16 protein-coding genes and 1 pseudogene are annotated in these 23997 nt (G+C 74.5%); 11 read left to right on the top strand and 6 right to left on the bottom strand.

Going from position 1 to position 23997, the window contains the following annotated elements:
• The 3 genes from ACFFGY_RS12935 (at nt 1) to bcp (ending at nt 2662) form a co-directional block, all read left to right on the top strand.
• Nucleotides 1-1374 (top strand): MFS transporter, encoded by a 1374-nt coding sequence (locus tag ACFFGY_RS12935; RefSeq protein WP_377044906.1) that lies wholly within the window; start codon nt 1-3, stop codon nt 1372-1374.
• Between the two features lie 155 nt (nt 1375-1529).
• Nucleotides 1530-2108 (top strand): YqaA family protein, encoded by a 579-nt coding sequence (locus ACFFGY_RS12930; RefSeq protein WP_377044905.1) that lies wholly within the window; start codon nt 1530-1532, stop codon nt 2106-2108.
• Between the two features lie 77 nt (nt 2109-2185).
• Nucleotides 2186-2662, top strand: a complete 477-nt coding sequence (gene bcp / locus ACFFGY_RS12925) for a thioredoxin-dependent thiol peroxidase (protein WP_377044904.1) — start codon at nt 2186-2188, stop codon at nt 2660-2662.
• Between the two features lie 229 nt (nt 2663-2891).
• Here bcp and ACFFGY_RS12920 read toward each other — a convergent pair whose 3' ends face one another.
• Nucleotides 2892-5891, bottom strand: coding sequence for a bifunctional [glutamine synthetase] adenylyltransferase/[glutamine synthetase]-adenylyl-L-tyrosine phosphorylase (locus ACFFGY_RS12920; RefSeq protein ID WP_377044903.1), 3000 nt, complete (start codon nt 5889-5891; stop codon nt 2892-2894).
• 64 nt (nt 5892-5955) lie between these two features.
• On the opposite strand from ACFFGY_RS12920, the gene ACFFGY_RS12915 reads away from it, so the two are divergent.
• From ACFFGY_RS12915 to ACFFGY_RS12895, 5 genes are all read left to right on the top strand, one after another.
• Entirely contained in the window at nt 5956-10089 is a 4134-nt protein-coding gene (locus ACFFGY_RS12915) for an AsmA-like C-terminal region-containing protein (protein WP_377044902.1), read from the top strand.
• A 131-nt stretch (nt 10090-10220) separates the two neighbouring features.
• Nucleotides 10221-11582 carry a bifunctional DNA-binding transcriptional regulator/O6-methylguanine-DNA methyltransferase Ada gene (ada, locus tag ACFFGY_RS12910; RefSeq protein ID WP_377044901.1) on the top strand — a complete coding sequence of 454 codons (1362 nt, stop codon included), beginning with the start codon at nt 10221-10223 and terminating at the stop codon, nt 11580-11582.
• A gap of 182 nt (nt 11583-11764) precedes the next feature.
• Nucleotides 11765-12373, top strand: a complete 609-nt coding sequence (alkB, locus tag ACFFGY_RS12905) for a DNA oxidative demethylase AlkB (protein WP_377044900.1) — start codon at nt 11765-11767, stop codon at nt 12371-12373.
• 183 nt (nt 12374-12556) lie between these two features.
• Nucleotides 12557-13528: a phosphoribosylaminoimidazolesuccinocarboxamide synthase gene (locus ACFFGY_RS12900; protein WP_377044899.1), complete on the top strand. Its 972-nt coding sequence runs from the start codon at nt 12557-12559 to the stop codon at nt 13526-13528.
• A gap of 309 nt (nt 13529-13837) precedes the next feature.
• Nucleotides 13838-14209: an FKBP-type peptidyl-prolyl cis-trans isomerase gene (locus tag ACFFGY_RS12895; protein WP_377044898.1), complete on the top strand. Its 372-nt coding sequence runs from the start codon at nt 13838-13840 to the stop codon at nt 14207-14209.
• Nucleotides 14210-14520: 311 nt separating this feature from the next.
• Here ACFFGY_RS12895 and tyrS read toward each other — a convergent pair whose 3' ends face one another.
• Complete coding sequence (tyrS, locus tag ACFFGY_RS12890) at nt 14521-15744, bottom strand: tyrosine--tRNA ligase (RefSeq protein ID WP_377044897.1); 1224 nt, start codon at nt 15742-15744, stop codon at nt 14521-14523.
• 267 nt (nt 15745-16011) lie between these two features.
• Between tyrS and ACFFGY_RS12885 the strand changes: the two genes are divergently transcribed.
• The 3 genes from ACFFGY_RS12885 (at nt 16012) to ACFFGY_RS12875 (ending at nt 19253) form a co-directional block, all read left to right on the top strand.
• On the top strand, nt 16012-17073 hold the full coding sequence (locus ACFFGY_RS12885; RefSeq protein ID WP_377044896.1) for an anhydro-N-acetylmuramic acid kinase: 1062 nt from the start codon (nt 16012-16014) through the stop codon (nt 17071-17073).
• Between the two features lie 248 nt (nt 17074-17321).
• Nucleotides 17322-17957 (top strand): DNA-3-methyladenine glycosylase, encoded by a 636-nt coding sequence (locus tag ACFFGY_RS12880; RefSeq protein WP_377044895.1) that lies wholly within the window; start codon nt 17322-17324, stop codon nt 17955-17957.
• Between the two features lie 213 nt (nt 17958-18170).
• Nucleotides 18171-19253 (top strand): SDR family oxidoreductase, encoded by a 1083-nt coding sequence (locus ACFFGY_RS12875; RefSeq protein ID WP_377044894.1) that lies wholly within the window; start codon nt 18171-18173, stop codon nt 19251-19253.
• A 154-nt stretch (nt 19254-19407) separates the two neighbouring features.
• Here ACFFGY_RS12875 and ACFFGY_RS12870 read toward each other — a convergent pair whose 3' ends face one another.
• From ACFFGY_RS12870 to nhaA, 4 genes and pseudogenes are all read right to left on the bottom strand, one after another.
• Nucleotides 19408-19779, bottom strand: coding sequence for a response regulator (locus ACFFGY_RS12870; protein ID WP_377044893.1), 372 nt, complete (start codon nt 19777-19779; stop codon nt 19408-19410).
• A 30-nt stretch (nt 19780-19809) separates the two neighbouring features.
• Nucleotides 19810-20868 carry a sensor histidine kinase gene (locus ACFFGY_RS12865; protein ID WP_377044892.1) on the bottom strand — a complete coding sequence of 353 codons (1059 nt, stop codon included), beginning with the start codon at nt 20866-20868 and terminating at the stop codon, nt 19810-19812.
• A 55-nt stretch (nt 20869-20923) separates the two neighbouring features.
• Nucleotides 20924-22441: pseudogene (locus ACFFGY_RS12860) on the bottom strand (PAS domain S-box protein); the annotation flags it as partial.
• 202 nt (nt 22442-22643) lie between these two features.
• The gene (gene nhaA, locus ACFFGY_RS12855; protein ID WP_456316165.1) at nt 22644-23936 is read right to left on the bottom strand and encodes a Na+/H+ antiporter NhaA; all 1293 of its coding nucleotides are present in this window, start codon (nt 23934-23936) and stop codon (nt 22644-22646) included.
• Between the last annotated feature and the right edge of the window lie 61 nt (nt 23937-23997).

The raw sequence follows: 23997 nt of genomic DNA, 5'->3' as shown, positions 1-23997 counted from the left end.
ATGCTCGTGCAATCGACCACGACAACCGACGCGCTGGGGGCCGCCGCCGCGGCCACGCCGGCGCGGCCGACCCGCGCCCGCTACGCCATTCTCGCGCTGATCCTGCTGCTCGCCACCGTGGCCTACGCGGACCGGGCGATCCTTTCCATCTCGGCGCCGGGCATCAAGGGGGAGTTCGGCCTGTCGGCGGTCCAGCTCGGCTATATCCTGTCGGCCTTCAGCTGGGCCTACGTGGTGGGGCAGGTTCCGGGCGGCCTCCTGCTCGACCGCTTCGGCACCAAGGCGGTGTATCTCGGCTCGTTGATCGTGTGGTCGGTGGCGACCTTCCTGATCGGCTTCGTGGGCGAGGTCACCACCGACCTGTCACTGGCGATCGGCCTGCTTTTCGCGCTGCGCTTCGCGGTGGGCCTGGCTGAGGGGCCGAGCTTCCCGGCCAATGGCCGCGTCGCGGTGATGTGGTTCCCCAAGGATGAGCGCGGCCTCGCGACCTCGCTCTTCGCCTCGGCCTCCTACTTCGCGGTGGCGATCTTCTCGCCCATCGCGGGCTGGCTGGTGTCGCTCTACGGCTGGCCCGCGCCCTTCTTCGCGCTGGGTGCCTTCGGCATCGTTTGCGGCATCCTCTGGGTCGCCCTGATGCGCGAGCCGCGCCACCACCCCTGGGCCTCGCAGGCCGAGGTCGACCACATCGCCGCCGGCGGCGCGCTGGTGGACATCGACAGCAAGCAGGAACTGGCCGCGCGCGCGCCGGCTTCCTGGGCGCTGGTGGGCAAGCTGCTGGGCAACCGCATGCTCTGGTGCGCCTATCTCGGCCAGTACTGCGCCGTGGCGCTGAGCTACTTCTTCATCACCTGGTTCCCGATCTACCTGGTGCAGGCGCGCGGCATGAACATCATGCAGGCGGGCTTCGCCACCTTCGTGCCGGCCGTGGCGGGCTTCCTCGGCGGCATGGCGGGCGGCGTGGCGTCGGACATGCTGATCCGCCGCGGCTGGAGCGTGTCCTGGGCGCGCAAGACGCCCTACATCATCGGCATGCTGGTCGGCGCCAGCCTGGTGCTGTGCGCCTTCACCGAAAGCAACGTGCTGATCGTGGCGCTGATGGCGCTGGCCTTCTTTGGCAAGGGCGCCGCCGCCGGCGCCGGCACCTGGGCCATCGTCAGCGACACCGCCCCGCGCGAGGCGGTGGGCCTGGCCGGCGCCATCTTCAACTGCGTGGGCAATATCGGCGGCATCGTGACGCCGATCCTGTTCGGCTACATCGTGGAGGCCACCGGCGGCTACAATGTCGGCCTGTACTTCGTGGCCGCGCACTGCATCGTGGCGGCGCTGGTCTACCTGCTGCTGATGGGCCGCATCGAGCGCGTGCAGGCCGCCTGACGACGCTTCCGGCGGCGGCACCCTCTGCCGCCGGATGACTCAGCGGGCCGGCTCAGGCCGGACCCCCGCCCCCGAGGAGGGTTGCGCCAGGACACGGCGTCCCGGCGCGGATCGGCCCTTGCCGGCGCCGGCGCGGCATGGGAAGCGCGAAAGCCATGCTGCGCTCCCTTTACGACCGGATCATCCGCCTGTCCGGCCACCGCAATGCCGGAACCGCGCTGGCCGTGGTCTCCTTCACGGAAAGCAGCGTTTTTCCCATCCCGCCGGACGCGCTGCTGATCCCGATGTGCCTGGCGCGCCCCGACCGCGCCTTCCGCTACGCGCTGTGGTGCACGATCGCCTCGGTGCTGGGCGGGCTGCTGGGCTACGCCATCGGCGCCTTCCTGTTCGAGGCGGTGGCCCTGCCGGTGCTGCGCGCCTACGGCCACCCCGACGCGCTGGCGACCTTTCAAGGTTGGTTCGAGCGCTGGGGTGCTGCGGTGATCCTGATCAAGGGCCTGACGCCCATCCCCTACAAGCTGGTGACCATCGCGGCCGGGGCGGCGCATTTCTCGCTGGCCGTGTTCATCCTGTGCTCGGTGATGACGCGGGGCGCGCGCTTCTTCCTGCTGGCCTGGCTGCTGCGCCGCTACGGCCCGGCGGCGCGCTTGTTCATCGAGCGGCGGCTGAACCTGCTGGCCGGCCTCCTCGCCGCGGCGATCGTGGCCGCGATCCTGGTGATCCGCTTCGCCTGACGCGGGCCGATCCCGGGCCGGTTGACGCGGCCGCGGCCCTGCGGAGACTGCGCCGCCAGCAAACAGGGGCAGGTACGATGAGCGACGTGGCGGGGATCGAGTCGGGTGCGAAGGCGCCGCACTTCACGCTGCGGGCGAGCGGCGGCCGCACCGTGTCCAGCGCGGCGCTGCGCGGCAAGCCCTACCTGCTCTACTTCTATCCCAAGGCCGACACCTCGGGCTGCACCGCCCAGGCCTGCGGCATCCAGGAAGCGCTGCCGGCGCTGGGCAAGCTGAACCTGACGGTGATCGGCGTGTCGCCCGACCCGCTGAAGGCGATCGACAAGTTCGCCGAGAAGTACGGGCTGACCTTTCCGCTCGCCTCCGACCCCGAGCACGAGCTGGCCGACCAGTACGGCACCTGGGTCGAGAAGAGCATGTACGGCCGCAAGTACTGGGGCATGGAGCGTTCGAGCTTCCTGGTGGACGGCGAGGGCGTGGTGCGCGAGGTCTGGCGCAAGGTGAAGCCCGCCGAGCACGCCGCGCTGGTGCGCGCCGCCGCCGAAGCGCTGTAGCGGCCCGGCCGCCCTTCGCGACACGCCGCCGGTGCCGCCGCGCGGCCCGGCGATCCTGGCTGCGATGGCGTGAGCGGCGGCGGGTTCGCCCTGGAGTTGCCGCCGCACCGCTGCCCTGGCCCAGGCCGTACCCGGCGGCGGCGCCCGGCATCACGGCGCCGTTCCCCAGCGCATCCTTCGCCCGGCGAGTCCTTCCTGGGCCGACCCGGTTCCCAGGACGGCCCGTTTCTCAGCCCGCCCGGTCAGGCGATCCGAGATGGCGCGAGAACACCGCCCGCACCGCCGCGGCGGTTTCCGCCATGGCCTCGCGCAGCACCTCGATCCCGTCGGGCAGGGTGGCACCGGGCTCCACCGACAGCGGCGCCGCCGTGCGCAGCAGCGCCGCCACCGCAGGACCGGGCAGGGCCTCACCCCGTGGCTGCCCCACCGTCAGGCGCAGCGCCGAGAGCGTGGCGCGCCAGAAGCGGTCCGCGCGGATCAGCAGCGCCGCGTCCTCCGCTGGCAGCAGCCCGGCCTTGCCCAGCCGCGCCAGGGCCTCGTGCGTCGCCGTGGACAGGATGCGTGGCTGCGACCCGGCATGGGCGCATTGCAGCGCCTGCGCCACGAACTCCACCTCCACCAGGCCGCCCGGCATCAGCTTGACGTCCCAGGCGCTGCGGGGCGGCAGGTCGCGCAGCATCCGCGTCCGCATGTCGCGCGCATCCGCGATCGCCTGCGGCCCGGCATGGGTGGTGATCGCCGCGCGCACCGCCGCCTCGACGCTGCGCCGCAGCGCCGCCGGTCCCGCCACGGCCCGCGCCCGCGTCAGCGCCATGCGTTCCCAGGTCCAGGCCCCCTCGGCGTGGTAGCTCTCGAAGGAGGCGAGGCTGGTGGCCACCGGTCCCGCGTTGCCCGACGGGCGCAGCCGCATGTCGACGTCGTAGAGGCGCCCCTCGGCACCCGGCGCCGTCAGCGCCGCCACGAACTGCGAGGCCAGCCGCGCGTAGTAGGTCGGCACGGGCAGGGACCGCGCGCCGCCGCTGCTTTCAGCGCCTTCCGCCGCGCCGCCATAGACCAGCACGAGGTCGAGGTCCGAGCCCGGCAGCATTTCCCGGCCGCCCAGCTTGCCCATCGCCACCACCACCATGCCCCCGCCGGCGAGCCTGCCGTTGCGCGCGGCGAAGTCGCGGCTCACCTCGGGCAGCAGCGCCCCGATCGCGGCATCCGCGAGGCTGGCGCGCGCGAGCCCCGCCGCATCCACGTCGAGCAAGCCTTCCAGCGCGTCGGCGTCGATCTCGAAGCGCCCTTCGGTCACCAGCCGCCGCGCCCCGTCCAGCGCTTCCTCGTGGTGCCGCGCGGCACCCACCAGCGCCGGCAGCGCCACCGCCGCCGTGCCCGCGCCGCCCGCCAGCAGCCCGTCGATCGCCGAGGGGTAGCGCGCCAGGTGGTCGGCCAGCGCGGGCGCCGCGCCCAGGATCCGCGCCACGCGTTCCAGCAGCTGCGGATTGCGTTCAAACAGGCTGAGCAACTGCACGCCCGCCGGAAGCTTTTCCAGTAGCGTGTCGAAGCGCGCCAGCGCCGCGTCCGGCTCCCCCTGGCGGGCAAAGGCGCGCAGGAGGGACGGCATGAGCGCGGTCAGGAGTTCCCGCGCCCGCTCGGAGCGGGTGGCGCGGCGATGCCCGTGATGCCAGCCGCGCACCGTGGCGGCCACCGCGGCGGGGTTGCGGAAGCCCATCTCCGCCAGGGTGCGGACCGTTTCCGGGTCGTCCTCGGTGCCGGTGAAGACCAGGCTGCCGCCATCCTCGTCCTCCGCCCCGTTGCGGCCCGACAGTGCCGGCGCGCTCTCGAACAGACCGGCGTAGTGGCGCGCCACCCGGCGCAGGTGCCCGGTCAGCCGCTCGGCGAAGGCTTCCACCGAGGCGAAGCCGCAGAAGGAGGCGATGCGCGCCATCCCGTCCGCGTCCTCCGGCAGCCGGTGGGTCTGCCGGTCGGCCACCATCTGCAGCCGGTGCTCCACGGTGCGCAGGAAGCCGTAGGCATCCGCCAGGTCCGCCGCCGCGCGCCGGTCGAGCCGCCCGGCGCCGGCCAGCCCCGCCAGCGCGCCCAGCGTGGTCGGGTCGCGCAGGGCCGGATCACGTCCGCCCCAGATCAGCTGAAGCACCTGGGCGGTGAACTCGATCTCGCGTATGCCGCCACGGCCCAGCTTCACGTCGTGCCCGGCCACCGCGACCTCGGTGCCTGCCCCACGATTGCCATGCACGGCGTGGATCTGTCGCTTGATCGCGTGGATGTCGGCGATCATCGCGAAGTCGAGGTGACGACGCCAAACGAAGGGACGGATCTCATCGAGGAAGCTGCCGCCCAGGAGCTTGTCGGCCGCCACCGGGCGGGCCTTGGTCATCGCGGCCCGCTCCCAGTTCTGGCCCATGCTGCCGTAGTAGCCGACGGAGGCGGGGATGCTGACGGCCAGCGGCTGCGCGGCGCCGTCGGGGCGCAGCCGCAGGTCGGTGCGGAACACGTAGCCTTCCTCGGTGCGCTCCTCCATCAGCTTCACCAGGTCGCGGGCGAAGCGCACCGCGATACCCTGCGCCGCCTCGGGCTCGGGCATCGCGTCCGGCTCGAACAGGATCATCAGGTCGATGTCGGAGGAATAATTGAGCTCCCGCGCGCCGAGCTTGCCCATGGCCAGCACGGTGATGCCGCAGCCCCGTCCCTGGCGCCCGGACGCGACCTCGCCCCGCGCCGCGGCGTCGCGCAGCAGCAGCCCGGCCGCGGCCTCCAGCGCCGCCTCGGCCAGCGTGCTCAGCGCCCCGGTGACCTGATCCAGCCCCCAGAGCCCCGCGAGGTCGGCCGCCGCCGCCACCAGCGCGCCGCGACGCTTGGCCCGGCGCAGCGCGGCGCCGAGCTGCGCCCGGCTCGTATCGGGGGCGACGCGGCTGATCGGCTCCAGCACCGTGGCGAGCGCGGCATCGGGCCCGCGTTCCTGCAGGCGCAGCAGGGTTTCGGCCTCGCGCAGCGCCAGGTCCGACAGGAAGGGGCTGTGGCCGCCGATCACGCGCAGCAGCCGCCCCCCGGCCTCGCTCTCGGCATAAGCGCGCTCCGCCACGCCGCGCTCGGCGAAGCCGGCCAGCAGCCGTTCCGCGCCGCCCTCGTCGAAGCAGGGCGGCGCCGCCCCGTTCCCGGCGGCCGGCGCCAAGCCGTTCGGGGCGGGCGGGGATGCGCTGGCACCCATGTCGGGCATCGTCGTCATGCCGCTTCGTCCCGTGCGCCGGGCACGCGGTCAAGCACGATCCGCCCGGCCGGCGGCGCCCGGCATGGCTGAGCGCGGCGCCCCCACCCTGCCGGACAGTTTCGTGCCGGACAGCGTTGCCCGGGATGACGGCGCCCCGGCGGTCCTCGCGCCGCCCGGTGGCGCCCCCGGCAGCCGCACGCCCGGCAGCCGCGCCCCGGACGGCGTCGCTCCGGACCGCCGCGCCGCCGAAGCGTCTGCCACGCCCCACCCCGCGCGGCCGCGTCCCGCACCACGCCGCCACCCCACCCTGCGCCAGCGCCTGCGCGCGCTGGCCCACCCGGCCGCGCTCGGGCGCGTGCTGTTCTGGGGGCTCGCGCCGTTTCTCCATGCCACGTTGGCGGCACTGTTCCTGGGCTGCCTGGCGCTGGCGGCGCTGAGCTGGCGGCTGCAGCAGGGACCGCTCGCGCTGCCCGCCGTGGCCTCGGCGCTGGAAGCGGTGGCGGGGCAGGGCGGTCTCAGCCTCAAGCTGGCGGCGGCCTCGATCAGCTGGGCCCCGCCGGACGGCGACGAGGCCGCGCCCCTCGTGATCGGCGTGCAGGGCGCCACGCTGCCCGACGCCAGTGGCACCGCCCGGCTGCAGCTGCCCGCCGCGGAAGCGCGCCTGCCGGTGGCGCCGCTGCTGCGCGGCCAGATCACCCCGGCGACGGTGACGCTCCTGGCGCCCTCGCTGGTGCTGGAACTGGGCGCCGCCCGCACGGAAACGCCGGCCGAGGGACCAGCCGCGGCGCGCGCCCGCAGCCGCTGGTCCGACCCGCTGGAGGACCTGCTGCGCCCGCACGGGCCGGACGACCTCCTTTCGGTGCTGCGCGGTGTGCGCGTGGATGCCGCCAGCCTGGAGGTCCGCAGCCGGCACGGCCACACCGTCGCGACCTTTACCGACGGCGACCTCCGCCTGAACCGCACCGGTATGGGCGAGCTGAGCTTCGAGGGCGGCGGGCAGCTGCGCATCGGCGCCGCGGCGGGGCGCCTGCGCTTTTCCGGTCGCGCCGGCGGGCAGCCGGGGGCGCTGGAGCTCAACCTCGCCCTGCCGACCATCCGCCCGGCCGAACTCGCGGAGGCGCTGCCCTCGCTGCGCCCCCTGGCCGACCTTGATGCCCCGCTCTCGCTCGACGCCGCATTGCGCTACGACGAGGCCGGCGCGCACGGACAGGCCCGGCTGCGGGTCGGCGAGGGCAGGGTGCTGCTGCCCGGCGGCGGCACCGCCACGCTGCGGGGCGGCGACGACGCCGTGGAGGTGATGGCCCGCCTCGACGGGCTCGGTCCCGACTTCATGCCCTGGGGCGAGGTGTCGGCGACGCTGCGCGGCGGCGCGCTGGACCTGCCCGGCACCGCGCAGCTCCGCCTGCCGATCCCGGCGGAAGGCACCGCCGCCCCGTCGGAAGCCGCCGGCCCCGCCGCCGTGCCGCCGGCCGGCGCCGCTTCCACATCGCCCACCCGCCCCGCCGCCCGCCGTCCGGCCGGCAGCCGTTCCGCCGGAACCACCCCGCCCGGCGCCGCGTCCAATGGCCCTGCCGCATCCCCGGTCCCGGCGGCGGCCCCGGTCCCGGCAGCCCCGACACCGGCGGCAGCCCCGGCGGTGGATCCGGCCACCGGCGCGGCCCGACTCGTGGTCAGCCTGGCGCCGCCCGACGCGGCGGGGCGGCGGCCGGTTTCGGCCCGCTTCCGGCTCGGCGCCGCGGCGCTGTCGCTGCCCGGCGCCGGCACGGTGCTGCTGGGTGCCGGGGAAAACCGCGCCGCGCTGGACCTGCCGGACCTGCCCGACCCGGCGAAGCCCACCGGCACCGCACGGCTGCGGCTGGGCCCCGGCAGCCTGCAACAGCCCGACGGCTCGCAGGCCGGCTTCCGCGAGGCCGCGCTCTCGCTCGAGGCGGTTCCGGGCACCGTCACGCTCCGCTCTGCCCGGCTCGCCCTGGCACCCGCCGGCAGCGCGCCGGACGCGCCGGTGCTGACCGCCCAGGGCGAGGCGCACGACGCCGCGGCGGGCTGGAGCGGCGCGCTGGACCTGGCGCTCGACCGCGTCGCGGTGGCGGATCTGCACGCCTACTGGCCCACCTCGGTCGCCCCCGGCGGGCGCGCCTGGATCGTGGAAAACATCACCTCCGGCACGGCGCGCGACGGCCGCTGGCACCTGAGCGGCAGCCTGCCCGGAACAACCGCCACCGCCCCGGCGCCCGCGAGCACGACGCCCGCGGCACCCGCGGCGGACGCGCCCGGCGGACCCGGAACCACCCCTGGCGCCACCCCTGGCGGCCACTTCCGGCTGGACGGCATGACCGGCACCCTGGCCCTCGACGACGCCACGGTGCACTGGCTGCGCCCGATCCCGCCGCTGGAACACGTGTCGGGCACCGTGAACTTTACCTCGCCCGCCGAGATCGTGGTGCAGGCCGACCGCGCGCGGCAGCGCGGCACCGCGATCACGGTGGACGCGTTCCGGATGCGCCTCTACGACCTCGATGGCGAGCAGGAGAAGACCGCGCTGTCGGGCCGCCTCAACGGCCCTCTGCGCGATATGCTGCGGCTGGTGGCGCATCCCCGGCTGCACCTCCTCGACAGCGTGCCGGTCGACCCCGCGAAGTCCGGAGGCCGGGCCCAGGTCTCGCTCGACCTCGCCTTTCCGCTGCTGGCCGACCTGCCGGCCGAGCGCCTGGACGTCCATGCCCGCGGCCAGGTCGAGGATGCGAGCCTGGGCGACCTCGTGCTGGACCAGGCGCTGCGCCGCGGCCGCCTCGCGCTCGACGTCACGCAGAACGGCATGACGATCGGCGGCACCGCCGACCTCGGCCCGATCCGCGGCGCGAAGATGGACGCGAGCATGGACTTCCGCGACGGCGCACCCGGGCAGCTGCTGGTGCGGGCGCATGTCCAGGGGCCGGCCGACCTCGACGCCCTCCACGGCACGCAGCTCGACCCCACCGAGCGCGTCGGCGGCGGGGCCGCCATGGACATCCAGGTGGAACAACGGCGCGGCGGCGACACCACCGTCGCGGTGCGCGGCGACCTGCGCGATGCCCGGCTGTCGCTGGCGCCGCTGAACTGGCGCAAGGCGCCGGGCGCGCCGGCCTCGCTCGACCTGGCGCTGCGCCTGCACGGCGACGAGCTGCGCCAGATCGACCGCCTGCGCGTCGAGGCGCCGGACCTCGCGGTGGACACCCGCATCGGCTTCGCCCCGGGCTCGCGCACCGAGAGCGTGGCGTTCCGCGACGCCCGCATCGGCCAGTCGCGGCTGAGCGGCGAGCTGCGCTTCCCCCCCAGCCCCGGCGGGGTCTGGGGCGTGCGGCTCAACAGCGCCGTGCTCGACCTGCGGGGCGTGGAGCCCGGCGACAAACCCGACGCGAAGACCAGCGACGGCACCGCGGGCGACGACCTGCCGAAGGTCGATCTCGATGCCCAGGTGGACCGCCTGCTGCTGCGCGACCGGGTGCTGGAAGGGGTCGGCGCCCGCGTGCGGCAGGACGGGGCCGGCGTGGTGCGCGAAGCCCGCGTGTCCGCTGCCTCCGCCGGGCGCAACGTGTTGTCGCTGGAGGTTTCACCCCGGCCCGGCGGCGGGCGCGACATGCTGGGCCATGCCGAGGACCTGGGCGGCCTCCTCGCCGCGGCGGGGCTGACCGGGACGATCGACGGCGGCCGGCTGGAGATGCGCGGCGCCTGGCCCGCCGACACGCCCGCCGCGCCGCTGACCGGCACGGCCGAGCTCACCTCCTTCGGCCTGCATGGGCTGGGCGGCGCGGCGAAGCTGCTGCAGGCCCTCTCGATCTACGGCATCCCGGAAGCGCTGAGCGGCCCCGGCCTGCGCGTGCGGCGCCTCCATCTGCCCTTCACGCTGACGCCCTCGACGCTGAGCTTGCGCGACGCGCGGCTGACCTCGGCCTCGCTCGGCGCCACGCTGACCGGGCGCCTCCAGCGGCCGGCGGGCCAGGTCGAGGCCTCGGGCACCATCGTGCCGTCCTACGCGCTGAACAGCCTGCCCGGCCGCATCCCGCTGATCGGCCGCCTCTTCACCGCCGAGCCCGGGGGCGGGCTGCTGGCCGCGACCTTCCGCCTCCACGGCCCGGTGGACGACCCGACCGTGACGGTGAACCCCCTGTCGCTGCTGGCGCCCGGTGCGCTGCGTGGGCTGTTCGAGCCGAAGCGTGATGGCGCGGAGGGGCGTTGAGGCCGCCGCCCCGCCGCCCAACATCGGATGTCCGCCCGGCGATCGCGGATTCCACCGCAAGCCGCGGAGTGTGCCGGGACGCCGCCGACGCCATTCTCGCTGTCGCCAGCAACCACGGGAGGCATGGCACCATGACCCTCTACGACAGCGACACCGCCGCATCCCCTTCACCGGCCGCGCACCCGGTGGCCGCCCCTTCTGCTGCCTTTCCGCCGGCGGCTCCTTCGCGGCCGACCGTCCCGCCGATCGCCATTCCGGCGACCCATCCGCAGGCCGTCAGTTCACCGCGCGCGACACGGACCGGTGGCCCTGCCGGGGCGGGCGCCACCACCACGCGCGCCGCCCTTCGAACGCAGGACACGGCCGGCACCGTGCCGCCGCCCGCCACCGCCGACGACCCCCGCTGGTCCCGCATCCTCGGGCGCGACCGGGCGGCGGACGGGCTGTTCTGGTATTCCGTCCGCACCACCGGCGTGTATTGCCGCCCATCCTGCCCGTCGCGCGCCGCGCGGCCCGAGAACGTGGCGATCCACGACAGCCTCGACGCGGCCCGCCGCACCGGCTGCCGCCCCTGCCGGCGCTGCCATCCCGATGACGCCGGTGCCGCAGACGTCGCGACCGGGGACGACCCGGCCAACGGCGCCCAGGGCGAGGGTGGGGGCACCGGTCCCGGGCGCGCCCGCGCCGCCGTGACCCGTGCCTGCCGCCTGATCGAGGCCGCCGAAACCCCGCCCGACCTCGCGACGCTGGCCGCCGCGGCAGGGCTTAGCCCGTCGCACTTCCACCGCCTGTTCCGCGCCGCCACCGGCCTGACGCCCCGCGCCTACGCCGCCGCCGCGCGGGCCGAGCGCCTGCGCCAGGCGCTCGCGGCGGGTGAGGGCGTGACCGGCGCGCTCTACGGCGCCGGCTTCAGCTCCGCCGGCCGCTTCTACGCCCAGGCCGACGCCGCGCTGGGCATGGTGCCCAGCCGCTTCCGCGACGGCGGCGCGGGCGAGGAGATCCGCTTCGCCATCGGCGCGTGCTCGATGGGCGCGATCCTGGTGGCGCAGGGCGGGCGTGGGGTCTGCGCCATCCTGCTCGGCGACGATCCCGAGGCGCTGCTGCACGACCTCGAACACCGCTTCCCCCGCGCCCGGCTGCTGGGCGGCGAGGCGGGGTTCGAGCGTCTGGTGGCCGAGGCCGTGGCGCTGGTGGACCGTCCCGGCAACGGCCACGCGCTGCCGCTCGACCTGCGCGGCACCGCCTTTCAGCGGCGCGTCTGGCAGGCGCTGGCCGAGATCCCCGCCGGCACCACCCTGTCCTATGCCGAGCTCGCCCGGCGCATCGGCACGCCGCAGGCCGTCCGCGCGGTGGCCGGGGCCTGCGCTGCCAATGCCCTCGCGGTGGCGATCCCGTGTCACCGCGTGGTCCGCACCGACGGCGCGCTGTCGGGCTATCGCTGGGGCCTGGAGCGCAAGCGGCAGCTCCTCGACCGCGAGCGGACCCCCGCGTGAGCCGCGGCCCGGCAGCCGCGTCGCCAGAGGAGCCCGGGGCGCCAGGGCCGCGCGGTTCCCGCGGCACGACCCCGGCACGGCCCGAGGCCCCGCGGCCACCGCGCCGCCCGGCCCCACCCGCCGGCACCACCGGTGACCTGTTCGGGGGCGACCTGCTCGCGGGCCTGGAACCCGCCCCCCGGATGGTCCCGCTCGGCCCCGGCGCGGTGCTGCTGACCGCCCGTGCCCTCGACGGCGTCCCGGCGCTGCTGGAGGCGCTGCACGCCGTGGCGGAGGCCGCGCCCTTCCGCCGCATGACCGTGCCCGGCGGCCACACCATGTCGGTCGCCATGACCAGCTGCGGCGCCGCCGGCTGGATCACCGACCGCCGCGGCTACCGCTACAGCGCCACCGACCCGGACAGCGGCCGCCCCTGGCCCGCGATGCCGGAACCCTTCCGTGACCTCGCCCGGGCAGCGGCCGCGGAGGCGGGCTTCCCCGACTTCCAACCCGACACCTGCCTCATCAACCGCTACGAGCCCGGTGCGCGCATGGGCTTGCACCAGGACCGCGACGAGCGGGACACGGATGCGCCGATCGTCTCGGTGTCGCTGGGCCTCGCCGCCACCTTCCTGTGGGGCGGCCTTCTCCGGAACGACCCGGCGCGGCGCCTGCCGCTCCGGCACGGCGACGTGGTGGTCTGGGGCGGCCCGTCGCGCCTGCAGTTCCACGGCATCGCACCCCTGCGCGAGGGCGAGCATCCGCTCACCGGCCGCTGCCGCTACAATCTCACCTTCCGGCGCGCCCTCTGACTTTGCCGCGGGAACGGGAGGCGCACCGTGCCAGGTCTCACCGGCAATGCCGGCCTGCGCCCCAGCCGGCATCCCCGACCCGCAGCCCGGGACAGGCAGGTCGGGCTGCGGACGGACCTGCCAATCGCGTCCCGCCTGCTTTCCCCCTACCGTTCCGCCCGCCGATCCCCAATAAGGCCGCCCATGGACATCGCAGCCCTTTCCGCCCGCCTGCAGCAGCTCCTGCCCGAGGCCACGATCCCCGAACTGCCGAACCATTATCGCGGCAAGGTGCGCGACAACTACGACCTGCCGGACGGCCGCCGCATCCTGATCACCACCGACCGGATCAGCGCCTTCGACCGGCCGCTCGCAGCCATCCCGTTCAAGGGGCGGGTGCTGACCCAGACGGCGCGCTACTGGTTCGAGCAGACGGCCGATATCTGCCCCAACCACGTCCTCGAATACCCGGACCCCAACGTCGTGGTCGGCCAGCGCCTGCAGATCCTGCCGGTTGAGGTCGTGGTGCGCGGCTACCTCGCCGGCACCACCTCCACCTCCATCCTCACCCGCTACCGTGCCGGCCAGCGCGAGATGTACGGGCACCGCCTGCCCGACGGAATGCGCCCGAACCAGGCGCTGGAACGCCCGATCATCACCCCCACCACCAAGGCCGATGTGGGCGGCCATGACGAGCCGCTGACGGAAGCCGAGATCCTGAACCGCGGGCTGCTCTCGCCCGACCAGTGGCGCATGGTGTCGGAGGCGGCGCTGGCGCTGTTCGCCCGCGGCCAGGCGCTGGCGGCCGAGCGCGGCCTGATCCTGGCCGACACCAAGTACGAGTTCGGCACCGACGGCCAGGGCCGCATCGTGCTGGCCGACGAGGTCCACACGCCCGACAGCAGCCGCTACTGGTTCGCGGGGAGCTATGCCGAGCGCTTCGCCGCCGGCACGGTGCCGGAAAGCTTCGACAAGGACTTCCTGCGCAACTGGGTCGTCGCCCGCTGCGACCCTTACCGCGACCCGATCCCGGAGATCCCGCCGGACGTCGTGGCCGAAGCCGCCGCCGTCTATATCCGCGCCTTCGAAACGATCACCGGCGAAAGCTTCGCGCTGCCCGACCCGGCCGAGGTGCCGCTCGAGCGCATCCGCCGCAACCTGGCGCGCTACATGTGATCGGCCCCGGGCTGGTTTGCCTGGGGCGGATCATCCCGGGCCGATCAGGCCCGGGCTCGCCCATCTTGGACTGACCCTGGGGAGGGTGCCGTTACCCGCCGCCGGCCCGCCCGACCCGGGCCGGCCCGCCTCGGGCTCGCCACCGTGGACGGGTGCCGTCCCCGCTGCCGGGAAGCCAACTTGGCTGGCTCACCTCAAGCTGAACCTTCGGGACCGGGTGCCACCGCCCGCCCCCAGGCCGCCCGATATGACGCAGCCCGGCAAAGCGCGTAAGAACCGCCCTTCAACCACCTCCGGGAGGCCGTCGCGATGACCGCCAGCTTCGACCAGCTCACCACCCTGTCCAACGGCATCCGCTACCACGACGAGGTGGTGGGCGAGGGCGCCGAGCCCATCAACGGGAAGCCCGTCACCGTCCACTACACCGGCTGGCTGAACGACGGCGGCAAGCCAGGTCGCAAGTTCGACAGCTCGCGCGACCGGGGCGAGCCCTTCCGCTTCACGATCGGCGTGGGACAGGTGATCTCGGGCTGGGACCTGGGCGTCGCCACCATGAAGGTCGGCGGCCGCCGCACCCTGGTCCTGCCGCCCGAGCACGGCTACGGCGCGCGCGGCGCCGGCGGCGTGATCCCGCCGGGTGCCACGCTGATCTTCGACGTGGAGCTGCTCGGCGTCGGCTAAGGGTTACCGTCGCGGCCGGGGAGGCGGGAAAAGGAATTCTCCCGCCTCCCCGGACCCCTCCACCCTCATCTTTTCTCGGGACGCTGCCGCGGGAACGCGGTTGCCGTTGTGCGCTCCGGCTCACCGAGCCGGAGCGAGTGACATGTCAGCAAGCTCTGACAAGAACCTCAGTTCCTCCGGGCAGCGCTAACGCTCGCCATACCGCGCCCCACTTTCAACGCTCTGGCGGCAGCGTCCCGAAAAAAGATGAGTGGGGGTCCGGGGGAGAGAATTCCTTCTCTCCCCCGGCTTCCCCCGTAACACCCCGTGCCTCAGCCCGGCCGCACCAGCGCGTGCTTCTTCTTGCCGGCCGACAGCTTGGCCGCCCCGTCGCGCAGCGCCGCCTCGTCCACCACAGCGGTTTCCTCCGTCACCGGCTCATCGTTGAGGCGCACGCCGCCGCCGCGCACGAGCCGGCGCGCCTCGCCCTTGCTCCCCACGAAGCCCGCGGCCACCAGCAGGTCCAGCACCGAGGCCGGGAGTGCGGCCGTGACGGAGGGCAGGTCCTCGGCCGCCACGCCCGCCTCGAAGGTGGCGCGCGCCGTTTCCGCCGCAGCCTCCGCCGCCGCGCGGCCGTGGAGCAGCGCGGTCGCCTCGGTCGCCAGGATCTTCTTGGCCTCGTTCACCTCCGCGCCGCCCAGCGCGCCGAGGCGGGCGATCTCCGCCATCGGCAGGTCGGTGAACAGCGCCAGGAAGCGCGCCACGTCGGCATCCTCGGTGTTGCGCCAGAACTGCCAGTAGCCGTAGGGCGCCAGCCGGTCGCCGTTCAGCCACACCGCGCCGTTGGCCGTCTTGCCCATCTTGGCGCCGGAGGCTGTGGTGATCAGCGGCGTGGTCACGCCGAAGGCTTCCTGCCCCGCCACGCGGCGGACGAGGTCGGCGCCCATGATGATGTTGCCCCACTGATCGCTGCCGCCCATCTGCAGCGCGACGCCGTGGCGGCGGTGCAGCTCCAGGAAGTCGTAGCCCTGCAGCAGCATGTAGTTGAATTCGAGAAAGCTCAGCGGCTGCTCGCGGTCGAGGCGCAGCCGAACGCTGTCCATCGTCAGCATCCGGTTGACCGAGAAGAAGCGCCCCACGTCGCGCAGGAACGGGATGTATTCGAGCTTGCCGAGCCAGTCGTTGTTGTCGAGCTCGATCGCGTCGGTCGGCCCCTCGCCGAAGGTGAGGAAGGGCTCGAACACCTTGCGGATGCCGGCCTTGTTGCGCGCGATGCTCTCGTCGTCGAGCAGCGGGCGCACCTCGTCGCGGAAGGACGGGTCGCCGATGCGCGTGGTGCCGCCGCCCATCAGCACGACCGGCCGGTTGCCGGTGCGCTGCAGCAGCCGCAGCAGCATGATCTGCACGAGGCTGCCGACATGCAGGCTGTCGGCCGTGCAGTCGAAGCCGATATAGCCCGAAACCGGTCCCTGCTGCGTCCGGGCGCGCAGCGCCGCCTCGTCCGTCACCTGGTGGATAAAGCCGCGCTCGCGCGCCGCGTGCAGGAAATCGTTCATTTTCAACCGGTTTCTCAGAGATCGTCGCGTCGGCGGAGACTTGTCACGAGACGGCGGCGCGGCGCAATTTCAGGTCGCATGCGTGAACCTTCCCGATGGCCGTCCGTCCCGAGTCCCGGGCCCGCCGATCCCGGCAGAACCGGCCCCGCCGCCGGACGGCCCGCCGCGCGGCGGCCGGGAAACGACCGTCGGCCGGCGCGACGCCTCCACGCGCTGCGGTCCCGATCCCGGGCCACGCACCGCGCCGCGCTCTAGCACGGCCGCGCGATGCTGCGAACCATCGGCCTGCGTTGCCCGCCCTCGCTCGACGGGGTGGAGGCGGCGCTGGTGGAAACCGACGGGCGGGTGGTGCGCCGCGTCGGCCCCGCACGGCGCCTGCCGCACCCGCCCGCCCTCAGGCGCGACCTCCGCGCCGCGGCGGATGAGCCGGGTCCACCGCCCGAAGCGCTGGGCCGCCGCCTGCTCGACCGCTGCGCCGAGGCGGTCCGCACGCTGGGCGAGGCGGCGGAGCTGATCGGCCTGGCCGACCCCGCCTGGCCGGGCGAGGCGCCCGCGCCGGCGGTGGAGGCCGCGGCGCTGGCCCGGCGCCTGGGCGTTCCGGTGGCGCACGGTTTCGGCGAGGCCGACGTCCTGCGCGGCGGCCCCGGTGCGCCGGTCGCCCCCGCCGGTTTCGGTGCCCTGCTGCCGGGACTGCCCCGGCCGCTGGTGGTGCTGGAATTCGACGGCGTGATCCGCATGACCTGGATCGGCGCCGCGCAGGAGACCGCGCGCGACGCGCTGGTCTCGCTCGAGGCAGGCCCCGCCGGCGGCATGGTGGAGGACTGGTGCCGCCGCTCCTTCGGTGAGGCCTACGACCCCGACGGCCGCCTCGCCAGTTCCGGCACGCCCGATGGCGCGGTGCTGGCCAGGCTGACCGCGCTGCCCTGGGTCAACCAGCCGCCGCCGCGCCGGCTCGACCGCCGCCGCTTCGAGGCGGAGCTGACCGCGGCCGGGGCGGCGGAGCTGCCGCTGCTCGACGGTGCCGCGACGCTGCTGCTGTTTTCCGCCGCCGCCACCGCCGCCGCGGCGCGCCTGCTCCCCGGATCGCCCCTGCAGTGGCTGGTGACCGGCCCCGGCCGCCACAACGCCGGGCTGATCCGTGCTGTCGCCGGCGTGCTGGAACAGCCGGTGCGGGTGATCGACGGGCTGGGCATCGATGGCGATGCCTTCGCGGCGCAGGCGGTGGCGGTGCTCGCGGCACGCGCCACCTACCAGCTGCCGCTCACCTTTCCCGGCACCACCGGCACCGCCGTGCCGCTGCCGGGCGGGCGGATCGAGACGCCGGTGTGAGGCGGCCGCCGGACACCCCGGGCCGAGCGGCCGGCCCGGGCCGCTGGGCCGACACTTGCGCATGAAACGGCTGCGTGGAACGCCGGCCTGACAACCCCGCCTGAAACGCTGGCCGGGGACGCCGGCTCGCCAACCCTGCGGACGAACACCGGCCTCGGAGGATGGATCGACACCCTGAGGCCGAAGACCCGCCTGAAACGCTGATGGGCTGCGCCGGTTTGACAGGCGCGGCGGTCCGGCCGGCGGACATGGTGCCCGCGCCTCAGACCCCCGCCCACACACACGGGAGCATCGTCATCGACCTGTCCTCTCCCATTCTGCCACCCGGCTTCTTCGCCGCCCCCGCCCCGGTGCTCGCCCGGCAGCTGATCGGGGCGCGGCTACTGGTGGACGGCGTCGGCGGCACGATCGTGGAAACCGAGGCCTACGACAGCACCGACCCGGCCTCGCACAGCTTCAGCGGCCCCACCGCGCGCAACGCCGCGATGTTCGGCCCGCCGGGTCATGCCTACGTGTACCGGTCCTACGGCATGCACTGGTGCCTGAACCTCGTTTGCGGCCCGGTGGCCGGCGGCGCGGTGCTGCTGCGCGCCCTGGTGCCGGAGGACGGGATTCCTCTCATGCGCGAGCGCCGCGGCCCCGTGCCCGACCGCGACCTGTGCCGCGGCCCGGGGCGGCTGTGCCAGGCGCTCGGCGTCACGGTCGCCCATGACGGGCTGCCGCTGGACGCCCCGCCCTTTCACCTGATCCCGGGCCCGGCGGAAGGGATGGGCGAGGGCGCCGTGGTCGCGGGGCCACGCATCGGCATCACCCGCGGCGCCGACACGCCCTGGCGCTTCTCGCTGCGGGGCTCGCGCTTCCTCAGCCGCCCGGCGCGCGGCTGAGCCGGCGGCCGGGCCAGGGTCCGGCACGGCGCAGGCACTCGCCGGGGTCCGACACGGCGGGCCAGCGGGTGGCGGCCGGTGCAGCGCCCGGCACGGGGCCGCCGTCGCCGCAAGCCGCGCCCGGACATGCCTCGCCGGAAGGTGACCTCCCCGCCCGGGTGACGAGCGCCGCCTTGCCGCCTTGTTCAGGCGGAAGCTGGGAGGACCGTCGACATGTCGGACACGGGAATGGCAGCGCGCCGCAAGGTGGCGGTGGTGACGGGCGGCACGATCGGCATCGGCCGCGCCACGGCGCAGCGCTTCGCGCGCGACGGCTGGGCCGTGGCGGTGCTGTCGCGCGGCGAGGAACGCCTGCACTCCACGGAGGCGGAGCTGCGGGCACTCGGCGTGCCGGCGCTGGCGATCGCGGCGGACGTGGCCGATGCCGCCGCGGTGGACGCCGCGGCGGAGCGCATCGAGCGTGAGCTCGGCCCCATCGAGGCCTGGGTCAACAACGCCATGGCCACCGTGGTGTCGCCGGCGGACCGCATCACGCCCGAGGAATACCGTCGCGTCACCGAGGTCACCTATCTCGGCCAGGTCTTCGGCACGCTGGCGGCGCTGCGTCACATGCGTCCGCGCAACCGCGGCGCGGTGATCCAGATTTCCTCCGGCCTGGGCATCCGCTCGGCACCGCTCCAGGCGGCCTATTGCGGTGCCAAGCAGGCCGTGCAGGGCTGGACCGACGCGATGCGGAGCGAACTGATCCACAGCCGCAGCCGGGTCACGCTGACCGTGGTGTACCTGCCGGCGGTGAACACGCCGCAGTTCCGCCACGCCCGCAACCACACCGGCCGCGCGCAGAACGCGCCCGACCCGGTGTTCGACCCGCGCCTTTGCGCCGAGGCCGTGCTGAGCGCGGTGAAGCACCCGCAGCGCGAGGTCTGGGTCGGCCGCTCCACCCTGCAGATGGCGGCGGCGCAGGCGCTGGTCCCAGGGTTCGCCGACCGCAAGGCCGCCGACATGTGGGACGCGCAGCTCGAGTCCGGGCCGCCGCCTCTCCCCGAGGGCAACCTGTTCGAGCCCAACCCGGGCGACCCCGGCGTGGACGGCCCCTTCACGGACCGGGTGAAGCCGGCCCGGGCGGAATTCGTGACCAGCCGCGCCCGCGACGCCGCGGTGCTGGGCGTGGCCACGCTGGCGCTGCTGGGCCTGGCCGCCGTGGCCGCGCCGGTGCTGGCGGCCGGGATGGCGATGCGCCCCACGGCGCCCCGGATGGTGCCGCGCTGCCGTATCCCGCACCCGCTGCGGCACTGACGGGCGCTCGCACGGCTCCGGAGCCTGGGCCAGGACGGTGCGGCGCGGGCCCGGCGGATGGTCCCACCCGCAGGTGCCCGGTAGATGATAGCGCGTGACCGGACCCTCCGCCGGGCCGCGCGGGCAGTGCCGCCCGACCCGATCGCGGCGCGGTTCAGGACTGCAGCACGCGGCTGAGCGCCCGCACCACCCTGGTGGTGCTCACGGGCTTCTCGCAGCGGGGGATGTGCGCGAAGCGGCCGGGGATGGCGGTGGTGGGGCAGCCGGTGGTGAACACGAAGGGCATGCCGCGCGCCACCAGCAGGTCGGCCGCCGGGAACGACATCGCGCCGCGCAGGTTCACGTCCAGAATTGCGCCGTCCAGCCCGTCGGTGGTGCAGATCAGCTTCATCGTGTCCTGCACCGAGGCGACCGGGCCGACCACGATCGCGCCGGCATCTTCCAGCTCCGCGCAGAAGCTGTCGGCGATCATGTACTCGTCCTCGGCCACGAGGATGCGTCGGTCGTGCAGCGTCGCAGACACCATGCCTTCTCGCCCTGTTCAGGTCACCGGAGTTCAGGTCGCCGGTACGGGGAGGGCTATGGTGCAGTGGACGCCTTCGGGACCAATAACATAGGTTGTGCGGGCGCTGAGCTGGTAGGGCAGGGCGCGCTCGATCAGCGCGCGTCCCTCCCCACCTCCGTCCGGAGGGGCACCGGAAGGGGCGCCGGCCCGCGGCACGGAGACGCCGCGCTCCTGCCAGTCGATGTGAAGCCAGGGCTGCCCGTCCGGCCCTTCCGCCTCCACCCGCCATCGCACCGCGAGCTGCCCTTCCGGCTGCCCCAGCGCCCCGTACTTGAGCGCGTTGGTCGCCAGCTCGTGCAGCGCCATGGCCAGCATCTGCACCGTCGAGGAGCGCAGGCGCACGCCGGCGGGGCCTTCCAGCGTCACGCGCGGGGCGGCGCCGTCCAGCGCCTCCATCTCGGCCCCGATCAGCTCGTCGAAGCTGACGCGATCGTTCGCCTCCAGGCGCGACAGGAGGCCCTGCACCCGGGCCAGCGCCGCCAGCCGGTCGCCGAAGGCTTCGCGGAACTCCGCGAGGTCGGTGCTGGCCCGCAGCGTCCGCTCGGCCGTGGAGCGGATCACGGCGATCAGGTTGCGCGTCCGGTGCTGGAGCTCCGCCACCAGCACCCGCTGGCGGTCCTGCAACTCGCGCAGGTCGTGGATGTCGGTCGAGGTGCCGAGCCATTCCACGATGCGGCCCTCGGCGTCGCGCACCGGGGTCGCGCGCGTCTGGAACCAGCGGTATTCCCCGTTCTCCGCCCGGCGGATGCGGTACTCGTCGCGGAACCCGCCGGCGCCGGTGGCCTGCTCCCAGGCGATGCGGGCGGCCTCCCGGTCCTCGGGGTGCAGCGTGGCGAGCCAGCCGAAGCCGTGACTCTCGGCCTCCGCCTGGCCGGTATAGGCGGTCCATTGCGGGCTGGCCCAGCTCCAGTGCCCCCCGTCGGTGCCGCGCCACACGAGCTGCGGGATACCCTCGAGCAGGAGCCGCTGGCGCTGCTCCGCGGCTGCGAGCGCTTCCGACGCCTCCTTCAGCGCGGTGACGTCCTGGCTGACGCCGCCGATGCGCACCACCCGGCCGGGTTGCGTCCTTGATCGGGAAATCGGTGTTGCGCAGCCAGCGCAGCCAGCGCAGCTCGCCGTCCGCGGGGCGCAGGATGCGGTACTCGAAGGTCATCCACTCGCCCGCGCGGATGCGGCGGATGCAGTCGACGGCCGCCTCCCGGTCCTCGGGCAGGATCAGCCCGACCCAGTTGGCCATGCTGTCGCCGCACAGCGCCGAGGCACGGTCTAGGCCGTAGATCGCCTCGAAGGCCGGGGTCAGGTATTCCCACTGCAGCGTTTCGGCATCGCGGATCCACAACACATCCTGCGAGGCCTCGCCGAACTGGCGCAGCCGCTCCTCGCTGGCCCGGGCGGCTTCCTCGCTCCGCTTCGCCCGGTCGACGTCGATCACCACCGTGATGACGCCGCTGACCCGCCCCTCGGCATCGGGCAACGGCGCCGAGAGCACCTCGGTCCAGATCTCCGCGCCGCAGTCGTCGCGGTAGAGCATCTGCATGCCGGGACGGACCACCTGACCGCGCAGGGCACTGGCGCTGGGGAAGTCCTGCGGCTGCACCGTCCTGCCATCGGCATCCCAGCCCTGCCAGCGCGGGCCGCGGTCGGGATCGCGGGACGGGATCCTGCCGGTCGGCAGGAAGCGGCGCGTCTCGTTGTTCGCCATCACCGTGTCGCCGGCCGCATCGATGATCGCGATGCCGACCGGCAGCGTCTCGAAGGCGAGGGCCAGCCGCGCCTCGCTCTGGCGCAGCCGTTCCTGCGCGACGCGACGCTCCGTCACGTCGGTCCCGGTGCCGAACCATTCCACGATCTCGCCGTCGGCCCCGGGTATCGGCACTGCCCGCGACAGGAGCCAGGCGATGCTGCCGTCGGCGCGGCGCACACGGTGCTCCAGCTCGAACAGCGACCTCGTGCGGATCGCCGTCGCGATGGCCGCGAAGACGGCGGGCCGGTCCTCGGGCAGGATATAGGTGTCGGCCCAGTTCTCGACCGGCTCCGGCGCGTCGGCCACGATGTCGTGGCCGTCCAGCTGGTACATGCGGCGCCAGTCCGGGCTCATCCGGTAGATCAGGAAGCTGCCGGCCGTGACCAGGGCGCGCAAGCGCGCCTCGCTGTCCCGCAGCGCCGCGGTGGTGTCCGGCGCGGCGCGACGCGTCCGAACGGCGGCGGTGGTGTCGCTCAGCAGGCCGATCACCCCGGCCACCGTGCCCGCGGCATCACGCACCGGGCTGCAGGAAAGGGTGAACCAGCTCCCCTCCGGCCCATGCGGGGGGCCGATCGCGAGGGGCAGGTCCTCGACCCGGCTGGCTTCCCCCGCGAAGGCGCGCTGTACCGCCGGGGCGATCTCCTCCCAGGCGTCTTCCCACACCGCTGCAAGGTGGCCGCCAGGTGGGCCGGGCCCGTGCCCGAGAAGGGCCGCGAAGGCGTCGTTGTACAAGGTGGCGAGCCCGTCGCCCCAGGCGAGCACGGCGGGAAGCGGGGCGTCCAGCACCAGCGTCACCGCCACCCGCAGCTCCGCCGGCCAGGTCGCGACCGCGCCCAGCGGAGTGTCCGTCCAGTCCCGCGCGCGGATGCGTCCGGCCATGTCGCTGTTGCCGGGTGGCCAGGCCGCGGCAGAGGAGGCTGGGTCGCGCATGATGGCGCAACCAGCCTAGCACCCGCCGGGCGAGGGGGAGCAAGGATTGTGGCGCGGTCCGCCCGATGCACGGCCCGCGCAGTCCAGGGCCCGCGCCGGGCACGGCACCGCTCCGGCGGTGCCGGGGTTGAGATGCCGATCGGGATGTCGATCAGGGCGCCCGCTGTTGCGCCGGAACCGGGGCGCCGTCGCCCGCGGAACCGCCCGCCACCGGCAGGGGTGCAGCGGCCCGTTCCGTCAGGCCCTTGCGACCCTGCGGGCGCGAGGGCGTTCCGGGCCAGTCCTGCGGGGCGACGCGCAACAGGGCGTAGCCCAGCAGGCCCGACAGGAAGGAGCCGCCGAGGATGCCGAGCTTGGCCTCCACCTGCAGCAGCGGCGCGTCGGGAAAGGCGAGCAGGGTGATGAACAGGCTCATGGTGAAGCCGATGCCGCAGAGCAGCGCCGTGCCCACCATCTGCAGCCGCCCGGCATGCGGCGGCAGGTCGGCGAGGCCGAGGCGAATAGCCAGCAGCGAGAAGCCGGACACGCCCACCACCTTGCCGAGCAGCAGCCCCAGCCCGACGCCCAGCGTCACCGGCGCCACCAGGGTTTCCGCCGGCAGGCCGAGAAACGGCACGCCGGCATTGGCCAGCCCGAAGATCGGCACCACCAGGAAGCCCACAGGCAGGTGCAGCGCGTGCTCCAGCCGGTGCAGCGGGCCGCGATGCTCCTCCTCCGGGTGACCCGCCGTGGCGCGCAGCGGGATCGTGAAGGCCAGCACCACCCCGGCCAGCGTCGCGTGGATGCCGGAGCGCAGCACCAGCACCCAGAGCACGAGGCCGAGCAGGAGATAGGGCAACAGGCGCCGCACGCCGAGCCGGTTCATCCCCGCCAGCACGGCCACCACCGCCGCCGCCCCCGCGAGGTCGGGCAGCGAAAGGTTGGCCGTGTAGAAGAAGGCGATGATCACCACCGCGCCCAGGTCGTCGATGATCGCCAGCGCCGTGAGAAACACCCGCAGCGAGGCCGGCACCCGCCGGCCCGCCAGCGACAGCACCCCCAGCGCGAAGGCGATGTCGGTGGCCGCCGGGATCGCCCAGCCATGCGCGGCGGGGCCGTTGTTGAAGAAAAGGAACACCAGCGCGGGCACCGCCATGCCGCCGGCCGCGGCGATGCCGGGCAGGGCGCGACGCGGCCAGGTGGAAAGCTGGCCTTCCAGGCACTCCCGCTTGATCTCCAGCCCGACCAGCAGGAAGAACACGGCCATCAGCCCGTCGTTGATCCAGTGGCCGAGCGACAGCGGACCGAGGGGCGCATGGAGCAGCGCCTCGTAGCCGGCCCGCAGCGGCGAATTGGCCAGGATCAGCGCCAGCGCCGCCGCGCCCATCAGCACCAGCCCCGCGGAGGACTGGCCGTCAAGGAACTGTCGCAGGGCGCTCGGGCGTGGGTGGTGGTGCTGGGCCATGGGTCGCCTCCGGGCGCGGGTTGCCGCCGCTGGCGGCCCGACCAGCGCTGAAACCTGCCCG

It is taken from the genome of Roseomonas elaeocarpi, from assembly GCF_042433915.1.
GTDB lineage: Bacteria > Pseudomonadota > Alphaproteobacteria > Acetobacterales > Acetobacteraceae > Roseomonas > Roseomonas elaeocarpi.
Note: the sequence above shows the minus strand (reverse complement) of the source record. Positions and strands in the feature narration are given on the sequence as shown.